Genomic DNA, 17,719 nt, shown 5'->3' with positions numbered 1-17,719 from the left:
GGGCAAACGGGGAGCGTTCGCAAGCGGATCAGGCGACCAGTTGCAGACCGGTTGCGGGCAGCCACGGCACCGGCTGACCATCGCCAGTGACCAGTGCCGCCAGGAACTGATCGACACAGCCATCCCAGGCATAGCGGCGGCCGTGCGCCACGCAATCGGCGCGCCGTGCAGACAGCGCAGCGCGCATCGCCTCACCCAGATCATGCGCCACCGCGCCGATCCGTCCCGGCGCGCGCCCATCGGGGCCAAAACCACCCTGCCCCACCACATCCAGCGGCCCGGGCACCGGATAGCCGGCCACCGGCGTGCCGCTGGCCAGCGCCTCGATCATCACCAGGCCGAACGTGTCGGTGCGGCTGGGGAAGGCCAGCACATCGGCGCCGGCATAGGCCGAAGCGAGCGCCGGGCCGTGCAGCGCGCCCAGGAAATGCGCCTGCGGATATTTGCGCTGCAAGGCGTCGAGCGCCGGGCCATCGCCCACCACCAATTTGTCGCCAGCCCAGGGCGCGGCAAGGAACGCCTCGATGTTCTTTTCCACCGCCACACGGCCAACATGCAGCGCCACCGGGCGCTTGAGGCCGGCATAGACCGGGTGCGGCGGCGCATCGGGGCGGAACTGATCAACATCGGCGCCGCGCGACCAGAGCCGCGTCTGGGTGATGCCGTGGCTGGCGAGTTCATCGGCCAGGCGCGGGGTGGCGACCATCACCGCACTGGCCGCGCCGTGGAAGCGGCGCAGCACGCGCCACACGCGTTCGGGGTTGATACCGATGCGCGCCGACACATAATCGGGGAAGCGGGTGTGGAAGCTGGTGGTGAAGGCCATGCCTTGATTCATCGCCCAGCCGCGGGCGTGCCAGCCCAGCGGACCTTCGGTGGCAATGTGCAGCGCATCGGGGGCAAAGGCGCGAATCTGCTTGGCCGTCCGGCGCTGCGTTGTCATCGCCAGCCGGATTTCGGGATAGCTGGGCATCGGCACCGACCAGAACTGATCCGGGGAGATCACCTGCACCCGCACACCGCGCTCGGCGAGCAGGCGGATAGTGGTGGACAGCGTGCGGACAACGCCATTGACCTGCGGTTCCCAGGCATCGGTGACGAGCGTGAGTTTCAGCATGATTGTTCCTTCAGGCTGCCATCAGGGCCGGCATGGCGTGCAGGGCAGCGTCGCGGGTGTGCTGCGCCCAATCGATGATTTCGATGCGACCATCGGCGTGCTCGGCCAGCGCCGTGCAGCTTTCGACCCAGTCGCCATCGTTCATGTAGGTGATGCCGCCGAACTCGCGGATTTCGGCCGAATGGATATGCCCGCACACCACGCCATCCAGGCCGCGCAGGCGGGCGGCTTCGGCCACGGCCTCCTCGAACCGGCCAATGAAGGCGACGGCGTTCTTCACCTTCTTCTTGATGTGGGCAGAGATCGACCAGTACGGCAGGCCCAGCCTTGCCCGCGCGCGGTTGTAATGGCGGTTCAGTTTCAGCAGCAGCTCGTAGCCAATGTCTCCCGCCCAGGCGAGCCAGCGGTGGTAGAGCACGACGCCATCGAACTCATCGCCGTGGCACACCAGGAAGCGGCGGCCATCGGCCGTGGTGTGGATGGCTTCCAGCGCGATCTCCACCCCGCCAAAGCCGAGGCCGGCATAGGGCCGCAGGAATTCATCGTGGTTGCCGGGGATGAAGACGACACGGGTGCCCTTGGCCGCCATCTTCAGCACGCGGCGCACCACGTCGTTATGGCGCGGCGGCCAGAACCAGCCGCGCTTCAGCTTCCAGCCATCGATGATGTCACCCACCAGATAGAGGGTTTCGGGCTGGATGGACTTCAGGAAATCCAGCAACAGATCGGCGTTGCAGCCCGGCGTGCCAAGATGGACATCGGAAATCCACACGGTGCGCAGGCGCAGCTTGCCGCCGGCCGTGCGTTCATCCTCGTCGTTTAGAAAGGCTGGAGCGGCTGGCGGGAGCCGGAACGGCGGTGGTGATGCGGGAGTCGGCTCGCGCCAGAACAATTGATCAGCAACAGCCAGCGGCAAAGACGCCATCGGTATCCCCTGTGTGGCTTATCCTTGCCCGGACGCATTAGCGACAGGCAATGACAGGGGTGTGGCGATGGCGTTGCAGCGATGTGGCGTTATCGTTGCAAAGATGTGTCAGCGGCTGGCGAGACGGTGGCGTTCCCAGGCCAGCGCGTGGCCCACCATGGTTTCCAGATCGGCATAGCGCGGCTGCCAGCCCAGCAGTTCGCGCGCCTGGCTTTTCGCCACCAGCACTGCGGGATCGCCGGCGCGGCGCGGGCCGTCGTGGCGCGGAATGGCGGTGCCCGACACGGCTTCCAGCGCGTCGAGCACTTCGATGACGGATGCGCCCTGGCCATAGCCCAGGTTCACCGCATGATACTGGCCCGGATCGGCCAGGCAGGCGCGCAGCAGCAGGATATGGGCTTCGGCCAGATCGGTGACATGCACATAATCACGCACGCCGGTGCCATCGGGCGTGGGATAATCGCGGCCGAAGATGGTGAAACGCTCGCGCTGGCCGGTGAGCACGTGGCAGGCGAGCTCGATCAGGTGGTGCGGGTGCTGGCTGGCCTGACCGGACCGCATCTGCGGATCGGCGCCACACACGTTGAAATAGCGCGGGCAGGCGACCGAGAAGCTGCGATTGGCGGCCACCATGTCGGCCAGCGCGCGTTCGGCAAAGGCCTTGGACCAGCCATAGGGGTTGATCGGCGCGATGGGCGCGGTCACTTCGAGCGGCTGGCCGTCACCGTTCCCGTACACGGCAGCGGTGGAGGACAGCACGAACGCGCCAATCCCGCAGGCCAGCGCGGTTTCGGCCAGAGCCAGCGTCTCGCCGAAATTCTCGCGATAATAGAGCGCCGGCTGTTCGACCGATTCCGCCACCGAGATGCGGGCAGCGAAGTGCAGCACAGCACCGATGCCATGTTCACGGATGACGCGTTCGGCCAGCGCCGTGTCTCCGGCGCGGCCCTGAACGAAGATTGCGCCTTCGGGCACCAAACCGCGGTTGCCGGTGGACAGATCGTCCAGCACCACCACCTTCACCCCGCGATCCAGCAGCGCCAGCGCAGCGTTGCTGCCGATGTAGCCCGCCCCGCCGGTCACCAGCACGGGCGGCAGTTCGGATTCGGGGATCAGCGACAGCAGCGGGTTCATGCCTCTTGCCTAGCCGCTGCGGCGCGCCGGCTCAATCAGGAATGCCGGCAGCTGTGCAGCAGCGGCCAGACAGAGCGGGATCGCGGAATGGCAGGGCCGGGCGTGACTTGGCGTGTCGCCGCGCTATGCTGGCCGCATGAGCAGCGATTTTGCCACCTACCCCAGCCTTGCCGGCCGCCGCGTGTTCATCACCGGCGGGGCGACCGGCATCGGCGCGGCGCTGGTGACGGCATTTGCCGCGCAAGGCGCGGTGGTGGGCCATGTCGATCTGGCGGCCGACGCGGCGGCGATGCTGGCTGAAGCGCTGCCGGCCGCCCCGTGGTTCCGGGCGCTGGACGTGACTGACACGCAGGCGCTGCAGGCCGCCATCACCGATTTTGCCGCAGCGGCCGGCGGGCTGGACGTGCTGATCAACAATGTAGCCAACGACAGTCGCCACGATCCGCTCTCCGTTGACGAAGCGCGCTGGCGCGACCTGATGGCGGTCAATCTCGATTGCGGTTTCTTTGCCACGCAGGCCGCGATCCGCCTGATGCCGGCGGGCGGGAGCATCATCAATTTCTCGTCGATCAACGCGCTGCTGGGCCCGGGCGGGATGCCCGCCTATGTCGCGGCGAAATCGGCCATCGTGGGGCTGACCAAGGCGCTGGCCCGGCAATATGGGCCCGACGCGATCCGGGTGAACGCCATCCTGCCGGGCTGGGTGGTGACGCAGCGCCAGCTCGATCTGTGGCTGACGCCCGAGGCCGAGGCCGAATGGATGGAGCAGGTCGCCCTCAAACAGCGCATCCTGCCAGAAGACGTCGCCAATCTGGCGCTGTTCCTCGCCGCCGACGACAGCCGGATGATCACCGGGCAAGCCATGGTGATCGACGGCGGCCGGGTTTAGGTCAGCGCGTCCCAGGCCGCCACGATGCCCTGCGCATCGGCGGCAATATCGGCCAACGGCTTGCCCGGCCTGAACAGGGAACTGCCCAGCCCGAACCCGGTGGCCCCAGCGGCGCGATAGGCGGCCATCGTGTCGGCGTTGATGCCGCCCACCATGAACAGCGGCAGGCCAGGTGGCAGCACGGCGCGCACCGCCTTCACGGCCGCAGGCGGCACCAGTTCGGCCGGGAACAGCTTCAGGCCGTGGGCACCAGCCGCGACGGCAGCGAACATTTCGGTGGGGGTCAGCACACCGGGCAGCGCGATCATGCCGCTGGCCACCGCCGCTTCGATCACCGCAGGGTTGCAATTTGGTGCCACCACCAACCGGGCACCGATGCCGGCCAGGCTGCGCACCGCGCCGGTATCGAGCACGGTGCCGGCACCGACCAGCGCGGCATCGCCAACCGACGCAATGATCGCTTCGATACTGCTGAGTGGGTCAGGCGAGTTCAGCGGCACTTCGATCAGGCTGATGCCGGCATCCACCAGCGCGTGGGCCACGTCGACAGCGCGCGCCGGCTCCAGCCCGCGCAAGATGGCGATCAGGGGGCGATGCCCATCAAGAAAATCTCGGCTCATTCACCGTTCTTGCGCCGGCAACAGCGCCGGTGCAATCCTGCCCGCCATGCTTGACCTGCCCAGCCAGCCCGCCTTCATCATCCCCTCGCAATGTGTGCTGGCCGAAGGGCCGGTGTGGGATGATCGGGCCGGTTGCCTGTGGTTCACCGATATTCAGAAGAGCGAACTGCTGTGCTGGCACCACGACGCACAGCAACTGGAACGCATCGCCCTGCCCGAACGCCTGGGTTCGCTGGCCCTCACCGACGATCCGGATCGGCTGCTGCTGGCGCTGGCCAATGGCTTTGCGCTGTTCACGCCGGCCAACGGGCGCATCGAATGGCTGCACCGGCTGGATCTGGAAGCCCACGGCATGCGCCTGAACGATGGTCGGATGGACCGGCAGGGCCGCTTCTGGACCGGGGCAATGGTGGAGGATGATGCCCGCGCGCCGCCCGAACGCGGCGCGCTCTACCGCCTTGATCCGCCGGGGACGGCGCCGCCGGTGGCATTGCGCGACGGCATCGGGATCAGCAATTCGATCTGCTTCTCGCCCGACGGCGCGCACGCCTATTTCGCCGACTCAACCAAAGGCCGCATCCAGCGTTACCCTGCCAACGGCCCGCTGGGCGAAGGCACGCTGTTCGCCCGCAACCAACCGGGCAGCGCGCCCGATGGATCGGACGTGGATGCAGCAGGCCGGCTGTGGAACGCCGAATGGGGCGGCAGCCGCGTCACCGCCTACAACCCCGATGGCACGGTCGCCGGGCGCCTTGCCTTGCCCGTGAGCCAGGTGACCTGCGTGGCTTTTGGCGGCGCGGGCCTTGACCTGCTGTTCGTCACCAGTGCCAGCGAGGGCCTGAACCGTTCAGCGGAGCCGCACGCCGGCGATGTGCTGGTGTATGAAGGGCCGTTCCAGGGGCTGCCCGCCGGCCGCTTCCGCATCGCCTGAAACAAAAAAGGGCCGGCATTGCTGCCGGCCCTTGTTGATCCGTTCGTCGGAACAAAGGCTTGAAACCTTCATTCCCATTCCCCTGCCGTGCAGAGGACGAAGGTTCGCCGGGACCGAACCTCAACACCAAATGGTCGGGGCGAGAGGATTCGAACCTCCGGCCTCTGCCTCCCGAAGACAATCACTATGGCCTTATAGCGTTGTTTTTAAATCTGTTTTACGTACGCAATGTGCTGTTCTTTGTCGTTTTCTACCGTGGGAGAAGCGGCTCGAGGTTCAAATTGAACCTTGGGCCGCTGTCTAGAATTCTGGCGCCGGCCAGATGCCGATGATGTCCCCCACCGAGGCGGCTCAACCAAGCGATATCAATCTGGGATGCACCAGTTGCCTTTGGCGGTCTCCTCATGAAGCTCTTCAGGTGCAGATCGCGGGCAGGATTTGGCCGCTGTAGAACTCGGCTCCGACTGAATGACAGTAGCATCGTCCGCTCAAAATAGGGGCGATGCTGCATGACCGAGATTGGGCCGGTGGCGGACTGGCGGCAATTGTGCCGTTTGCTGGACGTACGTTCATGGCAATATGAGATGCTGATACGGGAACTGCGCGACTTCCATTTGCCGGGCACAACCACTCCCAGACGGGTGTTCACGCTGCAGCGGCCAAATCCAGCCGCTGCAGCTCTGCCCAGGCGATATGGCCAGTTGGGTCAATCCAGGTGCGCGGCGCAAAGCCTGCAGAGCGGCCGAATTCGGCCAGTTCGGCATCTTCGCGATAAATGAGGGTCCAATCCATAACCGCTTCCATCCAGGCGGTGCACATCAGATCGGGGCGGAAATTGGCGACCACCGCCCGTCCGCCCGGCGCTGTCACCCGGTGCAGCAGGCGGTGCAGCAGCACCATGGCGCGATCATCGAGATAATCGGTAAGCCCCAGCGTGTAGACCAGATCATATTGCTCGCCGGCCTGCGCGGCACGGCGCAGGAAGGCGAACACATTGGCTTCCTCAATCCGCGCGCCCTGCACCGCGTGATTGCGGCGCACCACCTCCAGCGACAGCGGATCCTGATCAACCAGCGTGATCCCCGACAGATCCTGGCCAATCAGATCATCGCCTTCGCGAAAATGCCCGCAGGCCAGCACGCAGATGCGCTGCCCGGCGCGGTGAGCATCAGCTACCAGCGTACGGGCATATTCGCGCCGCAGCCGCACGGCCTCGCACGGTGCGGTTCCCGTGGTCTGGGCAAACATCTGGGCCGCCCGGTCATTGGCGGCGGCGGGCAACTTGCGATCATAGATGATGTCGATCAGGCCGGCATCGCCGGGATAGCCGCGCGGCCGGGTGAAGCAATGCGACAGAAAACTGTCTTCCAGCAGCACGCCATGCAGCCGGTGCTGGCGCAGCGCTTCGATCGACTGCGGCCAGGTTTCGGAATTGTCCCGCAAGGCGTGCAGATAGCCATAGATGGCATGCAGCGCCGCCGGTACTTCGCCGAACCGCATCAGATCCAGCATTTCATCGAGAAAACGTGTCTTGAGCATGGGTGTGGCCCTTTCCGACCCCGGGTTGATAATCATCATTTCGCCAGCCGCACTTCGTCATGGGCGGCATCGATCATCACGCTGTCGTGGCTGACGGAAACCACGACGGCACCGCAGCGTTCGGCGTAGTCGCGCAACGACTGTGCAACGATCGCGGCATTGTCCCGGTCAAGCGCGGCGGTGGGTTCGTCGGCGAGCACGATGCGGGGGCTGGCGGCCAGCGCCTGGGCCAGCGCAACGCGTTGCTTCTCGCCGCCGGAAAGCTGCCCGGGACGGTGGCCCGCCTTGTCGGCCAGGCCCAACTGTCGCAACAGGCCGGTGCCAGTCGCCTGCGCCGCCGGCTGGCCGCGCAGCCGCGCCACCAGCGCCATATGATCGGCCACGGTGAGCACATCGATCAGCCGGCAGGTTTGAAACACCAGCCCAACACTGTCGCGGCGCCAGGCGCTGCGCTGCTGCGGCGACAGCGCCGCCACGTTGCAATCGCCATCCAGCACGCGGCCGCCATCGGGCGTCACCACACCGGCCAGCAGCGACAATATGGTGGTCTTGCCGGTGCCAGAAGGCCCGGTGATGCAGGCAAAGCGGCCGGGCACGAAGGCCGCGCTCAGCTGGTTGAGCAGCAGCCGGCGCTCCGTGGCATCGGGCAGGCGATAATCGATGGCATCAAGGCGCATCACCGGCCATCCCCGCGGAAGCCGACATTGACCCTGAGTCCCACCAGTGCCGGCGGTGCCCGGCCATCCAGCTGCACCCGCACTTCGCGAATGTCGCGATCGAAGCGGTCGGCCGGATCAAGGCTGCGCGCGGTGCGGCGGCCCACCAGCCCGGCGCCATCAATCACCCGCCCGGTCCAGCGGCCGGGCTGTTCGTCCAGCCAGACATCGGCGATCATGCCGGGACGGACGCGCGCCGCATCACGGTCCAGCACTTCGGCGCGGACCATCAAGCGCGACACATCGGCGATGGCGATCAACGGGCTGGCGCTGCCAGCGCCGGAAAACTCGCCTTCGTGGCGCAGGATGCGCAGCACGGTGCCGGCGATGGGCGCGCGGATCAGGCAGCGATCGGCGTCGGCGGCGCTCTGGCGGGCAGTAGCGTTAGCCGCCGCCGCCAATGCAGCTGCAGCGGCGCGTTCATCGGGCCGAGCGCCAGCATCCACGGCGGCCAGCGCGGCAGCAGCAGCAGCGCGGCGCGCGACTGCCGCCTCCAGCCCGGCGGCCACCTGTTCGATGCGGCGCGGGCTGATCCAGCCGCCGGCCAGCAGGGCGCGCGCTCGCGCATCCTGATCGCGGGCATCCTGTAGATCGGCATCGGCCGCTGCCAGCCGAGCCTGGACTTCATCGCGCACTTCCGCGCGCGGACCCGCCGCCACCAGCCGGGCTTCGGCAGCGACGGCGCGGGCACGAGCGGCGGCCCCAGCAGCAGCGGCCTCACGATCGGTGCAAGCCAATTTGACCAGCATATCACCGGCGCGCACGCGCTGCCCCTCCATCACTGGCACGCCGCTGATGCGGGCGTCGATCTCGGCGGCCAGCCAGCGGGTTTCGCTCGCGGCATCCAGCCGGCCCTGCGCGCTGGCAACATGACGCGGAGCTACCGGCGTGGCCGCTTCGCCGGCCTGGCAGCCGGCAAGGGCCAACAGGGCCAGAGCAGCAATGGCGCGTTCAGCTGCGGAAGATGGCATCGGCGGGAAACCTCTTGAGATCGGCGCGCGCCGCCAGCGTGGCGACGGCAAAGGCCAGCGCCCCCAGCAGCACGGCAAACAGGGCATCGACGGGCTTGAACGCCACCCATGGCAGCCACGGATCGGCGGCCAGCGTGATCAGCGGCGCGGCCAGCACCACCGCCAACAGGCTGCCGATCACCAACACGCCGGCCATGGACATCAGCAGCAGCAGCACATCGGACTCACTGGCGCCATGGCCGATCAGCGACAGGATGTCGGCCTGTCGCCGCTGCACGAAGCGGGCGACCGCGTTGACCAGCAGCAACAGCATCAGCAGCGCGGCCAGCAGCGCCGCCAGCAGGATTGCGGCGCCGGCACCGGTCTTGGCCTGCCAGTATTGCGACGAGCTGGCTTCGAATTGGCGGCCGGTGAAACCGGCGAGTTCGGGATAGTGGCGGGCCAGCGCCGCCAGCCGCTGTTCAAGATCGGCCGGCACGCCGCCGGGAAAATCCACGGTGAGAAAGGCCACCGTTGTGGCCGGCCAGCCCAGCGCCCGCCGCGCGGTTTCCACCGGCACCACCACATAGGGCGCGCCCAGGAACGTGGCCAGCGCCGCCGTCTGCGCGCGTTCGAACAACAGCACCCCGCCCACCTGCAGGGCCGGCGTGCCGGCATCCAGCCGCAGCCGTCGGCGATCGGACCGATCGGCCATGAACTGGCGTTCGGCCAGGCCAGTGCCTTCCATCCCGATCAGCACGACATTGCCGGCACTGGCCGCAGGCCCGGCCGATCCGGCAAAGCCCATCAGCACCGGGCGGATGCGGGCACCAGGAAGATGCGCCTGCACGGCCCCGGCATAGGCTTGTGAAAAGGGGGCGGGGAAATCAAAACACTCCACGCCGGCCGCCGCGATCCAGGCATCAGCGGCGATGAAGCGCGGCACGGCAGCGCCAGCGGCAAGGAAACTGGTGAACACCGCAAACTGGAAACTGGCCACCGTCGCCGCCACGGCACAGGCCACCAGCCCGAACATCAGGCTGCGGGCATCATGGCGCAGGATGGCCAGCACCAACAGCGGCACCGCGCCGCCGGGGCGCGGCAACCGGCGCAGCCCCTGCTGCGCCGGCTGGGCAATTGTGGACGGGGCGTTCACGATCGCGTCCGGCTGTCTGCGTGGTGGCAGGGTGGCATGGATCAGGCAGCCGGCGGCTGCGTAATCTGGCAATTCTTCAGCGCCTCAGGCGGCAGCCGCGTGCTGTTCACCGTGCCCAGTTGCCGCATCGGCGCTGTGCACGCCAGATTGCCGGCCGTGACTACGTTGGCCTTTTTGCCATTGGCCTCGATCTCGCTGAGTTCCCAGGTGATCACCATGCCGCCGCCGATGCGCAGTGCCGGTGCACCCAGTGCGGTGAAAATGTTCTTGGTCTGGATGATGGTGCCGCCCACTTTCTGCTGCGATGTACGCAGAACCAGCAGCGGCGTGCTGCCCAGGCCCAGCCCTTCCAGCGCCGAGGCTTGCTCCAGAAGGCTCAGCTTGCCGGCTTCGGCCTTGCGGAAACCGGCATCTGTGGTGGTGATTTCGGCAATGAGGTCCTGGATGGGCTTCGCAGCGGTATCCTTGGATTGCGCGCAGGGTATTGCGACAACCTTGGCGACCAGTGCCAGCCAATCATTGGCCACCACCGCATCGGGGTTGGGCAGCAGGGATCCCGGTGTGACGATGGAGCGCCCCTTGGCGCGCCCGGCCACGGCATTGAGCCAGAAGGCTTCTGGCGGCGCGATGATCTTGTCGTCGATCTTGGTTTCGGATTTCAGCACGCCCTGCACCGCCGTCAGGATGGTAGGCAGGCTGGTCAGCGCGGCGCCATCGTCCGCTTTCGTCCCGGGCAGTGGCGGGCATTTTTTTTCCACCATCTTGTAGCGCTCACCCAGCCAGCGCGTGCGTGCCTGCACCGTGGCATAGGCCGATGGATCGAAGGCCTGACCGGTGCCGAGCAGCATCACGGTTCTGCCGGCAGGGGCGCTCTTGTTCAGGCGAAACCACAATGTATCGGCCGCCGCGTCAGCGATCTGCGCCGCCACGCTCCAGCTTTCCAGTTCGCCGGCATTGTTGCCCAATGTGGTGCTGTTGTTGGTGATGAGTCCGGCGCCGAAACCGAGAACGGCGGCCAGAGTTTCATCGGCGGCGGCGGGCTGTGCCGCCAGCACCGCCAGCAGCGCCGATGCCGAGGCCATGGTGGCCAATCGCTTGATCTTCATATCCATTCTCCCTTTCTGGATGCGCAATAGCGGCTCTCGGGCCGGCCGCGGGGCCACAGGCTGAATTGTACGGGCGGGTCCTGCGTGGTGCGGGCTGCCGGCGCGTGGCGCTGCACGAAGCCGGCCAGCGTCGCAGCGCCCGCAAACACCCCAACATGCGTGGTGCCGGTGAACTCGCAGCCCCTGCCCAGCTTCCAGCTGGCAATCCCCACCAGCTGCGGCTGCGCGGTGGAGCCGATCACCAGCGGTCCGCCGGAATCGCCGGCGCATTGCACCACCATGTCGGACCTGGTGCAGACATTATGATCCGACACCGAACCGACGCGTGTTCCCGGTATCAGCGTGCGGCATTCGGCGGCCGGGATGATGGCAACCTTCCCGCCGAGCAATCGACTGGCCAGTTGCGGGCCCTCACCATAGAGGCCCCAGCCGGCCACCACGCCGGGCCCAAGCGGTGTGACCACCGGCGCGGTGCGGATCGGGATCGGCCGGGCATTGGCCAACGGTTTGGAAAGGATCAGCACGGCCGCATCGATTCCCATGTCGCGCCCGTCCGGCTCGGTCGCGCCCCGCCAGCCGTCGTGCACGATCACGCGGGCAACGCTCTGCGGAATACTGTCCAGCCGCCATGTGCTGCCGGCCCGTACCGTTACATCGACTGTAGCGACCGGCTGCACCGAACCACTATGCGTGACGCAATGGGCGGCCGTGAGGATGGCAGTATCGGAAATCACCGCGCCGCCGCACGAATATTCCACGCCGGCGCGGCGCGTGGTCACCGCCACTTGCCAGGGGAAATCCTGCACCTCAACTGGCCGGCCGCACCAGATGAAGGGCACCAGCCGCGACGCCGTATCGGCCAACGACGGCGCGCCGGCTCCTGCGGCAAGGCCGGCAGCCAATGCCATCATCGATCCGCGGATCGTTGCCCTTCCTGCCATGCCTACCTCCCGCCACCTTGTAGTGAACATGGGTGGGAGAGTGGCGCGGCCAGCGCTCAGCGGGAATTAGCGCAGCGCTCGGGCAACGTGAAAAGTGAATGCTCTTTTCGGGTTATGTGCGCTCAGGCGGCGGCGCGGTGCAGGGCACTGCGCAGCAGATCCTGCTGCCCCTCCTGGAACAGGCCCAGGAAGGGCGGATCGCGGCCATCGGCCAGCAGTCGGCGGGCGATCGGCCCGGCCGTCTCGCTGTCGCCAATCAGCATCGATGCCACGCACAGCCCCAATTCGCTGATGCGAAATTCCGGTGCCGACAGCAGCGCCTGGCGAAAACACTGTGCCGCTTCATCGGGACGGCCATCCTGCAGATCGGCAAAGCCGATGCCGCACAAGGTCTGGCCCCGGGCGCCGGTGGCGGGATTGATGCGCATGGCCAGTTGGAACCGTTCGCGGGCCCGCGCCGAATTGCCCATCCCCACATCCACCCACCCGCCCCAGAACAATGTGGGCTGGTGCGCGGGCAGCAGGTTGAGCGCCTGCGCGATCAGGCGATCGGCAATGGCCAGATCGCCGCCCAGATTGATCAGCGTGCCGGCGGCATAGCCCAGCGCCTCGACATTGTCCTCACCGTGGCGAATGGTGGCCTGATAATGGTGGATGGCCCGGTGCCGGCAGGCTTCGGAATCGGGGGCATAGCCCATCATGTACTGCACCGAATGACAGAATCCGGCCAGCGACGTGGCCCATGGACACGCCGGATCGTTCGCCACCAGCGTTTCGGCCAGTTCCACCGCTTCGGCCAGCGGGCCGGGCAGCCAGCTGCGGAACAGCGCGTTGGCGCGCCAATACATGTCATAATGATCGGTGGGCGGCCCGGTACGACGCAGGCTCCAGCGGCGTTCCTGGCTGTCAACCTTGGTCCAGATCTGCGGCGCAATGCGGCCGGCAATCTCGCGCTGCATGTCGAACATGTCGGCCATGGTGCCGCCGAAGGTTTCGGCCCACAACTGCTCGCCAGAGCCGCCATCCACCAGCGACACCATCACCCGCAGCCGATCAGCCACCTGCACCACCGTGCCTTCCACTAGATAGCGCACGCCCAGCCGCAGGGCGATTTCAGTCTGCGACAGCTCGCTGCCCGCCAGCGAGCGGGCTGCCGAACTGGCAACGATGAACAGCTGCGGATATTGCGAGAGGATCACACCGATCTCGTCGGCGATCGCCAGCCCCAGCCAGCCGCCCGGCGCGGTGAGTTCAACTAGCGGCAGCACCGCCACCGATGGCTTGGGCGGCAGCCGCGGCGCCGCGCCGGCCAGCAGCTCCGGGCTGCCGGGCGGATCCTGCCCCAAGACATCGCGCAGCGGTGGTGGTGGCGGCCCCGGCACGCGCAGCCGCTGCGCCAGCGCGGCCAATCTGCTGCGTTCGTCTCGCAGCCAGTCTTCGAATTCCTCGCAATCGGGCAGGTCCAGCCCTTCGAGCAGATCGCCCGGCGTCGGCGACTGCGGGCCCGGCAGCCGCGTGCCCAGCGCATCGACATCGATGCGCAGCCGATTGATGGCCAGGCCGACCCGCTGATGATTGCGGAACAACAAGCCGCCGGCCCCATGGCGATCCAGCAATTGCGATAGGTTCGTTAGTTCGCGGCGCAGGCTGGATTGCGCCTGTGCCTCTTCGCGGCTGCCCCACAACATGGTTTGCAGCCATTTGCGGCTGCGTTCGCCGCCCGGCGATAGCGCCACCAGAGCCAGCAGCGCCATGGCCTTGCGGCTGCTGATCTCGATCCGCTGCCCGGACGGCGTGAACAGTCCGAACGTGCCAAGCAGATCCAGCCGATAACTAATGTCTGACAAACCGCACCCCCGAAGCAAAAAAATTGCGCCAGGGCGGTGAAGGCGTCAAGATTTTTCACGTTGCTTGAGCGCTGCGGGCAATAGTGTCGAGCCAAAGCGGCAAGTAGGGGGATCAAGATGAGCTTGTTGGTTGCACTGGGCCCGGTGCTAGCACTGGTGGCCGGCGTGGAGGCGTTGACCGGCGTGTTTTCCGGTCCCAAGGCCGATCCCATCGATATTGATACGCCGGCCAGCTTGATGAAGGATGTGGAACAGCCGCCGGAAATTTCGCCCCATGTGCAGGCGGTGCAGCGGGATGCGCATCTTGATCGGGCGAAACCGCCGAAAGTCGGGGATCCCCGTTTGTTGCGCCTTGCTGTGCCACCCGAAGCCCGGCTGCTCCAGCCGCCCGATCCGCTCTATGCCGCCATCGCCGGTTCAGCCGTGGATGCGGACCTGAAACTGCAGACGCTGGGCCAGGACGGACCGGCAGCAAAGCCACCGCCGGCCGATCCGCGCATCCTGTTGCTGTCGGGCGGCGGCGCGTGGGGGGCGTTTGGCGCCGGGTTTCTGAAAGCCCTGTCGGAAAAGGGCACACTGCCGCGTTTCGATGCCGTCACCGGCGTGTCAACCGGTGCCGTGCTGGGGCTGTTGCTGGCCGGCGGCTCCGCCGCCGATGCCGAGGCCGAATATGTGAGCAATGCCGTGGTTGGCCGCACGCGCGGGCGCGGCCTTGCGGCGATCGGCAGCCTGATGCGGCGCGGCGGCCTCACCGATCTGTCACCGATGATCGCGCGGCTGGAAAGCTGGCTGAAAACCCCGGTGGCAGGTGGCGGCGACAGGCTGGCGCAGTTGGCGCTTGGTAAGCCATTGCTGCTGGTTGGAGCGGTAGAGATGGCCAGCGGCGATTTCCGCATCTTCAATCTCACCCGGCTGGCCCGCAATGCCGGCAAGGACCCCGCCAGCCGGGCGGCGGCGGCGCGCGCCATTGCCGGGATCGTGGCGGGATCATCGGCCATTCCGATGCAGATGGTGCCGGTGCGGCTGCGCGATCCGGCAAGCGGCAATGTGCGCAGCCTGGCCGATGGCGGGGTGCGCGTGTCAGTGTTCGATGCGCACGTGATCGAAGTGGTAAAGCGGGCCGAAACCGATCGGGCGAAACGGGCCAGCGCCGCGCAGCTGGCAGCGCCGCAAGCGGCCGAACTCTACGTGATTCGCAACGGACCAACCATCGCCCGCGCCAGCCTTCCCGATCCTACCCATCGCGGCCAGACGCTGATCGACAGCCGGCCGCATGTGCTCAACCTGATGGAGCGCGGCCAGGCGGTGCTGGTCAATCAGAACGAGGTTGGCTCGATCACCATGTTGCGCCTGAACCGGCCGGAAACGCCGATCTTCGTGGCGACGGCCGATGGCTATTCCCAGGCCGATCCGCCGTGCACCGATCTGCCCACCCGCGCCGAGCCCTTTCCGATCGAAGGCATGCGCTGCCTAGCCCGGTTCGGCGGTGCTAAGGCCCGCGCCCAAGACAAACCACCGTGGATCAGATTGCCAACCTTGAGCGAAATCGCGTCACAGCAACAGAAATGAGCAAGGAAAGACGACATGGCCGGCATCAGCACCCAGCAATTCACCCCTTGGGCCAATTATCATCTCACGCGCGGTACGCGGTACGGCGATCTGATGGAGCCGCTGGTGCCGGTGGAATTGCTGGGCAAGTTCCATTGCAGTGATCTGGCCGGCATCGCTGATCCCGGCCGCTTTGCCCAGATGACAGATCTGGTGTTCGACTATCTGGACGAATTCGCCAAGTTGTACGCGCACCGGAAACTCCGACACCAGGTCTCCAAGGAACCAGGCAAGGGCGATTTCCGGGTGTTTCCCACCGTGCAGGTCGGCAGCGGCTGGAGCTTTTCCGGGCTGATCGGTGCCGATGACAACAAGCTGCGCGAAGCCAAGCTGGATTGTTCCGGGCTGGCCGGGTGCCTGATGCTGGCCGATGGCTACCGCGCGCCAGAAGCACAGGGCCCGATCACGCTGGCCGGCGGTGGCACCCGCCTGCAGGAACTGGCCGATTGGGCCGCCGGCCATGGCCTGTCGATCCAGACCAGCGGCACGCATATGGGCATGACCCTGGCCGGCGGCATGGCCACTGCCAGCCACGGATCGCGGCTGGGCTATGGCGGCATCCAGAACATGATCGCCGGCATGTTGATCGTGACCGGGGAAGAAGACGCCGTGTGGCTGGAGCCGGAATCGGCGCCGGTGCTGAACGAGGCCGCGCTGGCCGCGCTGCTGCCGGCCCGGATGCGCAAGGCCGGCCTGACCGCGCTGCCCCGCATTCAGGACGATGCGATGTTTGCCGATGCGCTGGTGCATCTGGGCTGCATGGGCATCGTGGCGGCCGTGGCCGTGCGGCTGGTGCCGGATCAACTGTTCGAACGGCATCAATTCACCCACCGGATCGACGCTTCCTGGCTTGCCATGCTGGCCCGGCGCGACTGGGATGGCGTCGCCGCGATGCTGGGCCAGGCGGGACGGGAACCGCAATTTTACGAACTCACCGTTGACCCGCACGCGTGGGACGAAAAGGCCGCCGCGCACATCCTGTATTTTCTGGCTCCGGAAGGCGCGACACCATCTGCACCGCAGGCGCTGCCGCCGGGCACCGGCGACACGTTTGCGCTGCTTGGCGCCCGCCTGAGCGGCAAGAGCTTTCAGTTGCCGGACGCCCTGTTGCCTGTGGACGTTCCCGATCTGCCCGATGACGGCCGCGACGATGACACGCTGGCCCCGCCACCTGGGCCGGAAGTGCCGATGATCCTGTTCGATCCTGATGGTGATCAGGACAACGACCGGAAGACAGCATATGATCAATATCTGCACATCGCCGGATTTGATGAGCCGAAGGAACCGATCACCGCCAGCTGGCGATTCCTGCATCGCGGCACGATCACCGGTGGCTATCCGGGCGCGCTCTACAACGCCAGCTGGGCGATCCCGCTTGATCGCATCGCCGATGTGCTGCCGGCGATCTGCGCGGCCGTGCACGAATTCCCGCGCAGCTTCGTGTTCACGCTGCGCTTTGTCAGCCATCCGGCCGGCACCATGGCCTTCACCCGCTGGACCCACAGCTGCGTGATTGAAATCGACGGCCTGTCACCCTGGATTGCCCGCAAGGTGGCCAACCGGATGGAGGAGGATGGCCACAACGACGATTTCACCCGCCAGATCTTCCGCTATGTCACCAATTCGATGCCGCGCGCCACCCGGGCCGTGTGCGCGGCGCTGGACAGGATCGACGGCCTTGAATGGTCCATGCATTTCGCCAAGCGCGGCTTCATCGATCGGCACAAGGTGCAAAAGGATTTCGCCGCCAAGTTGGCCCGCTGGCACCAGACGCGCGATACACTGCTCACACAGTTCGGGCGCGACCATTTCTGGAACTGGGGCGCCGTCAACATGGGCCTGATGCCGTGGCCGCGTACACCGGACGTGCCGGATTGAGCAGCGCATCGCAGTCGGGGAGACAGGCTGGATACAGACGCTCAGGTTATGCGGCGAGACAAGCAGGCGGCTGGTGCATGGGCACATGAAGGCAGCCGGCAGGGAATTGAAAAAGTGCAAAGGGCGGCAAAGGCGGCCTTCCGCATTTGCACGCTCGAGAGCAGTTTCGCCGTTCAGCCGTAAATGACGGCCTTTCTGGTCTCAGCGACCGCACGTCCGCCTTCAGGCGTTTTGCGACAGGTCTTGAATGACCGAAATGATGAAGGGTTTCGGGCGCCACTTGGCGTACGAAAGCCTCCCATGCAGGAACCCGCGGCCCGAGCGAGCGATCTATGGGGATTTCGATTTTCCGCCCGGTTGGG

General features: G+C 66.6%; 15 protein-coding genes. 4 read left to right on the top strand and 11 right to left on the bottom strand.

Annotation, left to right across the window (positions count from 1 at the left end; translation table 11 throughout):
- Window positions 1-28 precede the first annotated feature (28 nt).
- The 3 genes from RT662_RS09125 to galE form a co-directional block, all read right to left on the bottom strand.
- A complete protein-coding gene (locus tag RT662_RS09125) occupies window positions 29-1,117 on the bottom strand; it encodes a glycosyltransferase family 1 protein (protein ID WP_313670405.1) in 1,089 nt (362 codons plus the stop codon).
- A 10-nt stretch (window positions 1,118-1,127) separates the two neighbouring features.
- Complete coding sequence (locus RT662_RS09120; RefSeq protein ID WP_313670404.1) at window positions 1,128-2,042, bottom strand: UDP-2,3-diacylglucosamine diphosphatase; 915 nt, start codon at window positions 2,040-2,042, stop codon at window positions 1,128-1,130.
- A gap of 108 nt (window positions 2,043-2,150) precedes the next feature.
- The gene (gene galE, locus RT662_RS09115; protein ID WP_313670403.1) at window positions 2,151-3,176 is read right to left on the bottom strand and encodes a UDP-glucose 4-epimerase GalE; all 1,026 of its coding nucleotides are present in this window, start codon (window positions 3,174-3,176) and stop codon (window positions 2,151-2,153) included.
- Window positions 3,177-3,312: 136 nt separating this feature from the next.
- On the opposite strand from galE, the gene RT662_RS09110 reads away from it, so the two are divergent.
- Entirely contained in the window at window positions 3,313-4,065 is a 753-nt protein-coding gene (locus RT662_RS09110) for an SDR family oxidoreductase (protein ID WP_313670402.1), read from the top strand.
- Here the strand turns inward: RT662_RS09110 and RT662_RS09105 are convergent.
- Entirely contained in the window at window positions 4,062-4,685 is a 624-nt protein-coding gene (locus RT662_RS09105; RefSeq protein ID WP_313670401.1) for a 2-dehydro-3-deoxy-6-phosphogalactonate aldolase, read from the bottom strand. The two genes, RT662_RS09110 and RT662_RS09105, sit on opposite strands and share 4 nt — an antisense overlap.
- 46 nt (window positions 4,686-4,731) lie before the next feature.
- On the opposite strand from RT662_RS09105, the gene RT662_RS09100 reads away from it, so the two are divergent.
- Window positions 4,732-5,616, top strand: a complete 885-nt coding sequence (locus RT662_RS09100; protein WP_313670399.1) for an SMP-30/gluconolactonase/LRE family protein — start codon at window positions 4,732-4,734, stop codon at window positions 5,614-5,616.
- A gap of 645 nt (window positions 5,617-6,261) precedes the next feature.
- Here the strand turns inward: RT662_RS09100 and RT662_RS09095 are convergent.
- The 7 genes from RT662_RS09095 to RT662_RS09065 form a co-directional block, all read right to left on the bottom strand.
- Window positions 6,262-7,155 (bottom strand): hypothetical protein, encoded by an 894-nt coding sequence (locus RT662_RS09095; RefSeq protein WP_313670398.1) that lies wholly within the window; start codon window positions 7,153-7,155, stop codon window positions 6,262-6,264.
- Window positions 7,156-7,190: 35 nt separating this feature from the next.
- The gene (locus RT662_RS09090) at window positions 7,191-7,832 is read right to left on the bottom strand and encodes an ATP-binding cassette domain-containing protein (RefSeq protein WP_313670397.1); all 642 of its coding nucleotides are present in this window, start codon (window positions 7,830-7,832) and stop codon (window positions 7,191-7,193) included.
- Window positions 7,832-8,842 carry an HlyD family secretion protein gene (locus RT662_RS09085; protein ID WP_313670396.1) on the bottom strand — a complete coding sequence of 337 codons (1,011 nt, stop codon included), beginning with the start codon at window positions 8,840-8,842 and terminating at the stop codon, window positions 7,832-7,834. Before RT662_RS09085 ends, RT662_RS09090 begins: the two co-directional genes overlap by 1 nt.
- A complete protein-coding gene (locus RT662_RS09080) occupies window positions 8,823-9,977 on the bottom strand; it encodes a hypothetical protein (RefSeq protein ID WP_313670395.1) in 1,155 nt (384 codons plus the stop codon). The genes RT662_RS09085 and RT662_RS09080 overlap by 20 nt, the downstream gene beginning before the upstream one ends.
- Before the next feature lie 41 nt (window positions 9,978-10,018).
- Window positions 10,019-11,083 (bottom strand): hypothetical protein, encoded by a 1,065-nt coding sequence (locus RT662_RS09075; RefSeq protein WP_313670394.1) that lies wholly within the window; start codon window positions 11,081-11,083, stop codon window positions 10,019-10,021.
- Complete coding sequence (locus RT662_RS09070) at window positions 11,080-11,994, bottom strand: serine protease (protein ID WP_313670393.1); 915 nt, start codon at window positions 11,992-11,994, stop codon at window positions 11,080-11,082. Before RT662_RS09070 ends, RT662_RS09075 begins: the two co-directional genes overlap by 4 nt.
- Before the next feature lie 152 nt (window positions 11,995-12,146).
- A complete protein-coding gene (locus RT662_RS09065) occupies window positions 12,147-13,871 on the bottom strand; it encodes a hypothetical protein (RefSeq protein WP_313670392.1) in 1,725 nt (574 codons plus the stop codon).
- A gap of 117 nt (window positions 13,872-13,988) precedes the next feature.
- On the opposite strand from RT662_RS09065, the gene RT662_RS09060 reads away from it, so the two are divergent.
- Complete coding sequence (locus RT662_RS09060) at window positions 13,989-15,440, top strand: patatin-like phospholipase family protein (protein ID WP_313670391.1); 1,452 nt, start codon at window positions 13,989-13,991, stop codon at window positions 15,438-15,440.
- A 15-nt stretch (window positions 15,441-15,455) separates the two neighbouring features.
- Window positions 15,456-17,357 (top strand): hypothetical protein, encoded by a 1,902-nt coding sequence (locus RT662_RS09055; RefSeq protein ID WP_313670390.1) that lies wholly within the window; start codon window positions 15,456-15,458, stop codon window positions 17,355-17,357.
- Window positions 17,358-17,719 lie beyond the last annotated feature (362 nt).

Origin of the sequence: Sandarakinorhabdus sp. (assembly GCF_032115815.1) — a bacterium.
Taxonomy (GTDB): domain Bacteria; phylum Pseudomonadota; class Alphaproteobacteria; order Sphingomonadales; family Sphingomonadaceae; genus Sandarakinorhabdus.
Note: the sequence above shows the minus strand (reverse complement) of the source record. Positions and strands in the feature narration are given on the sequence as shown.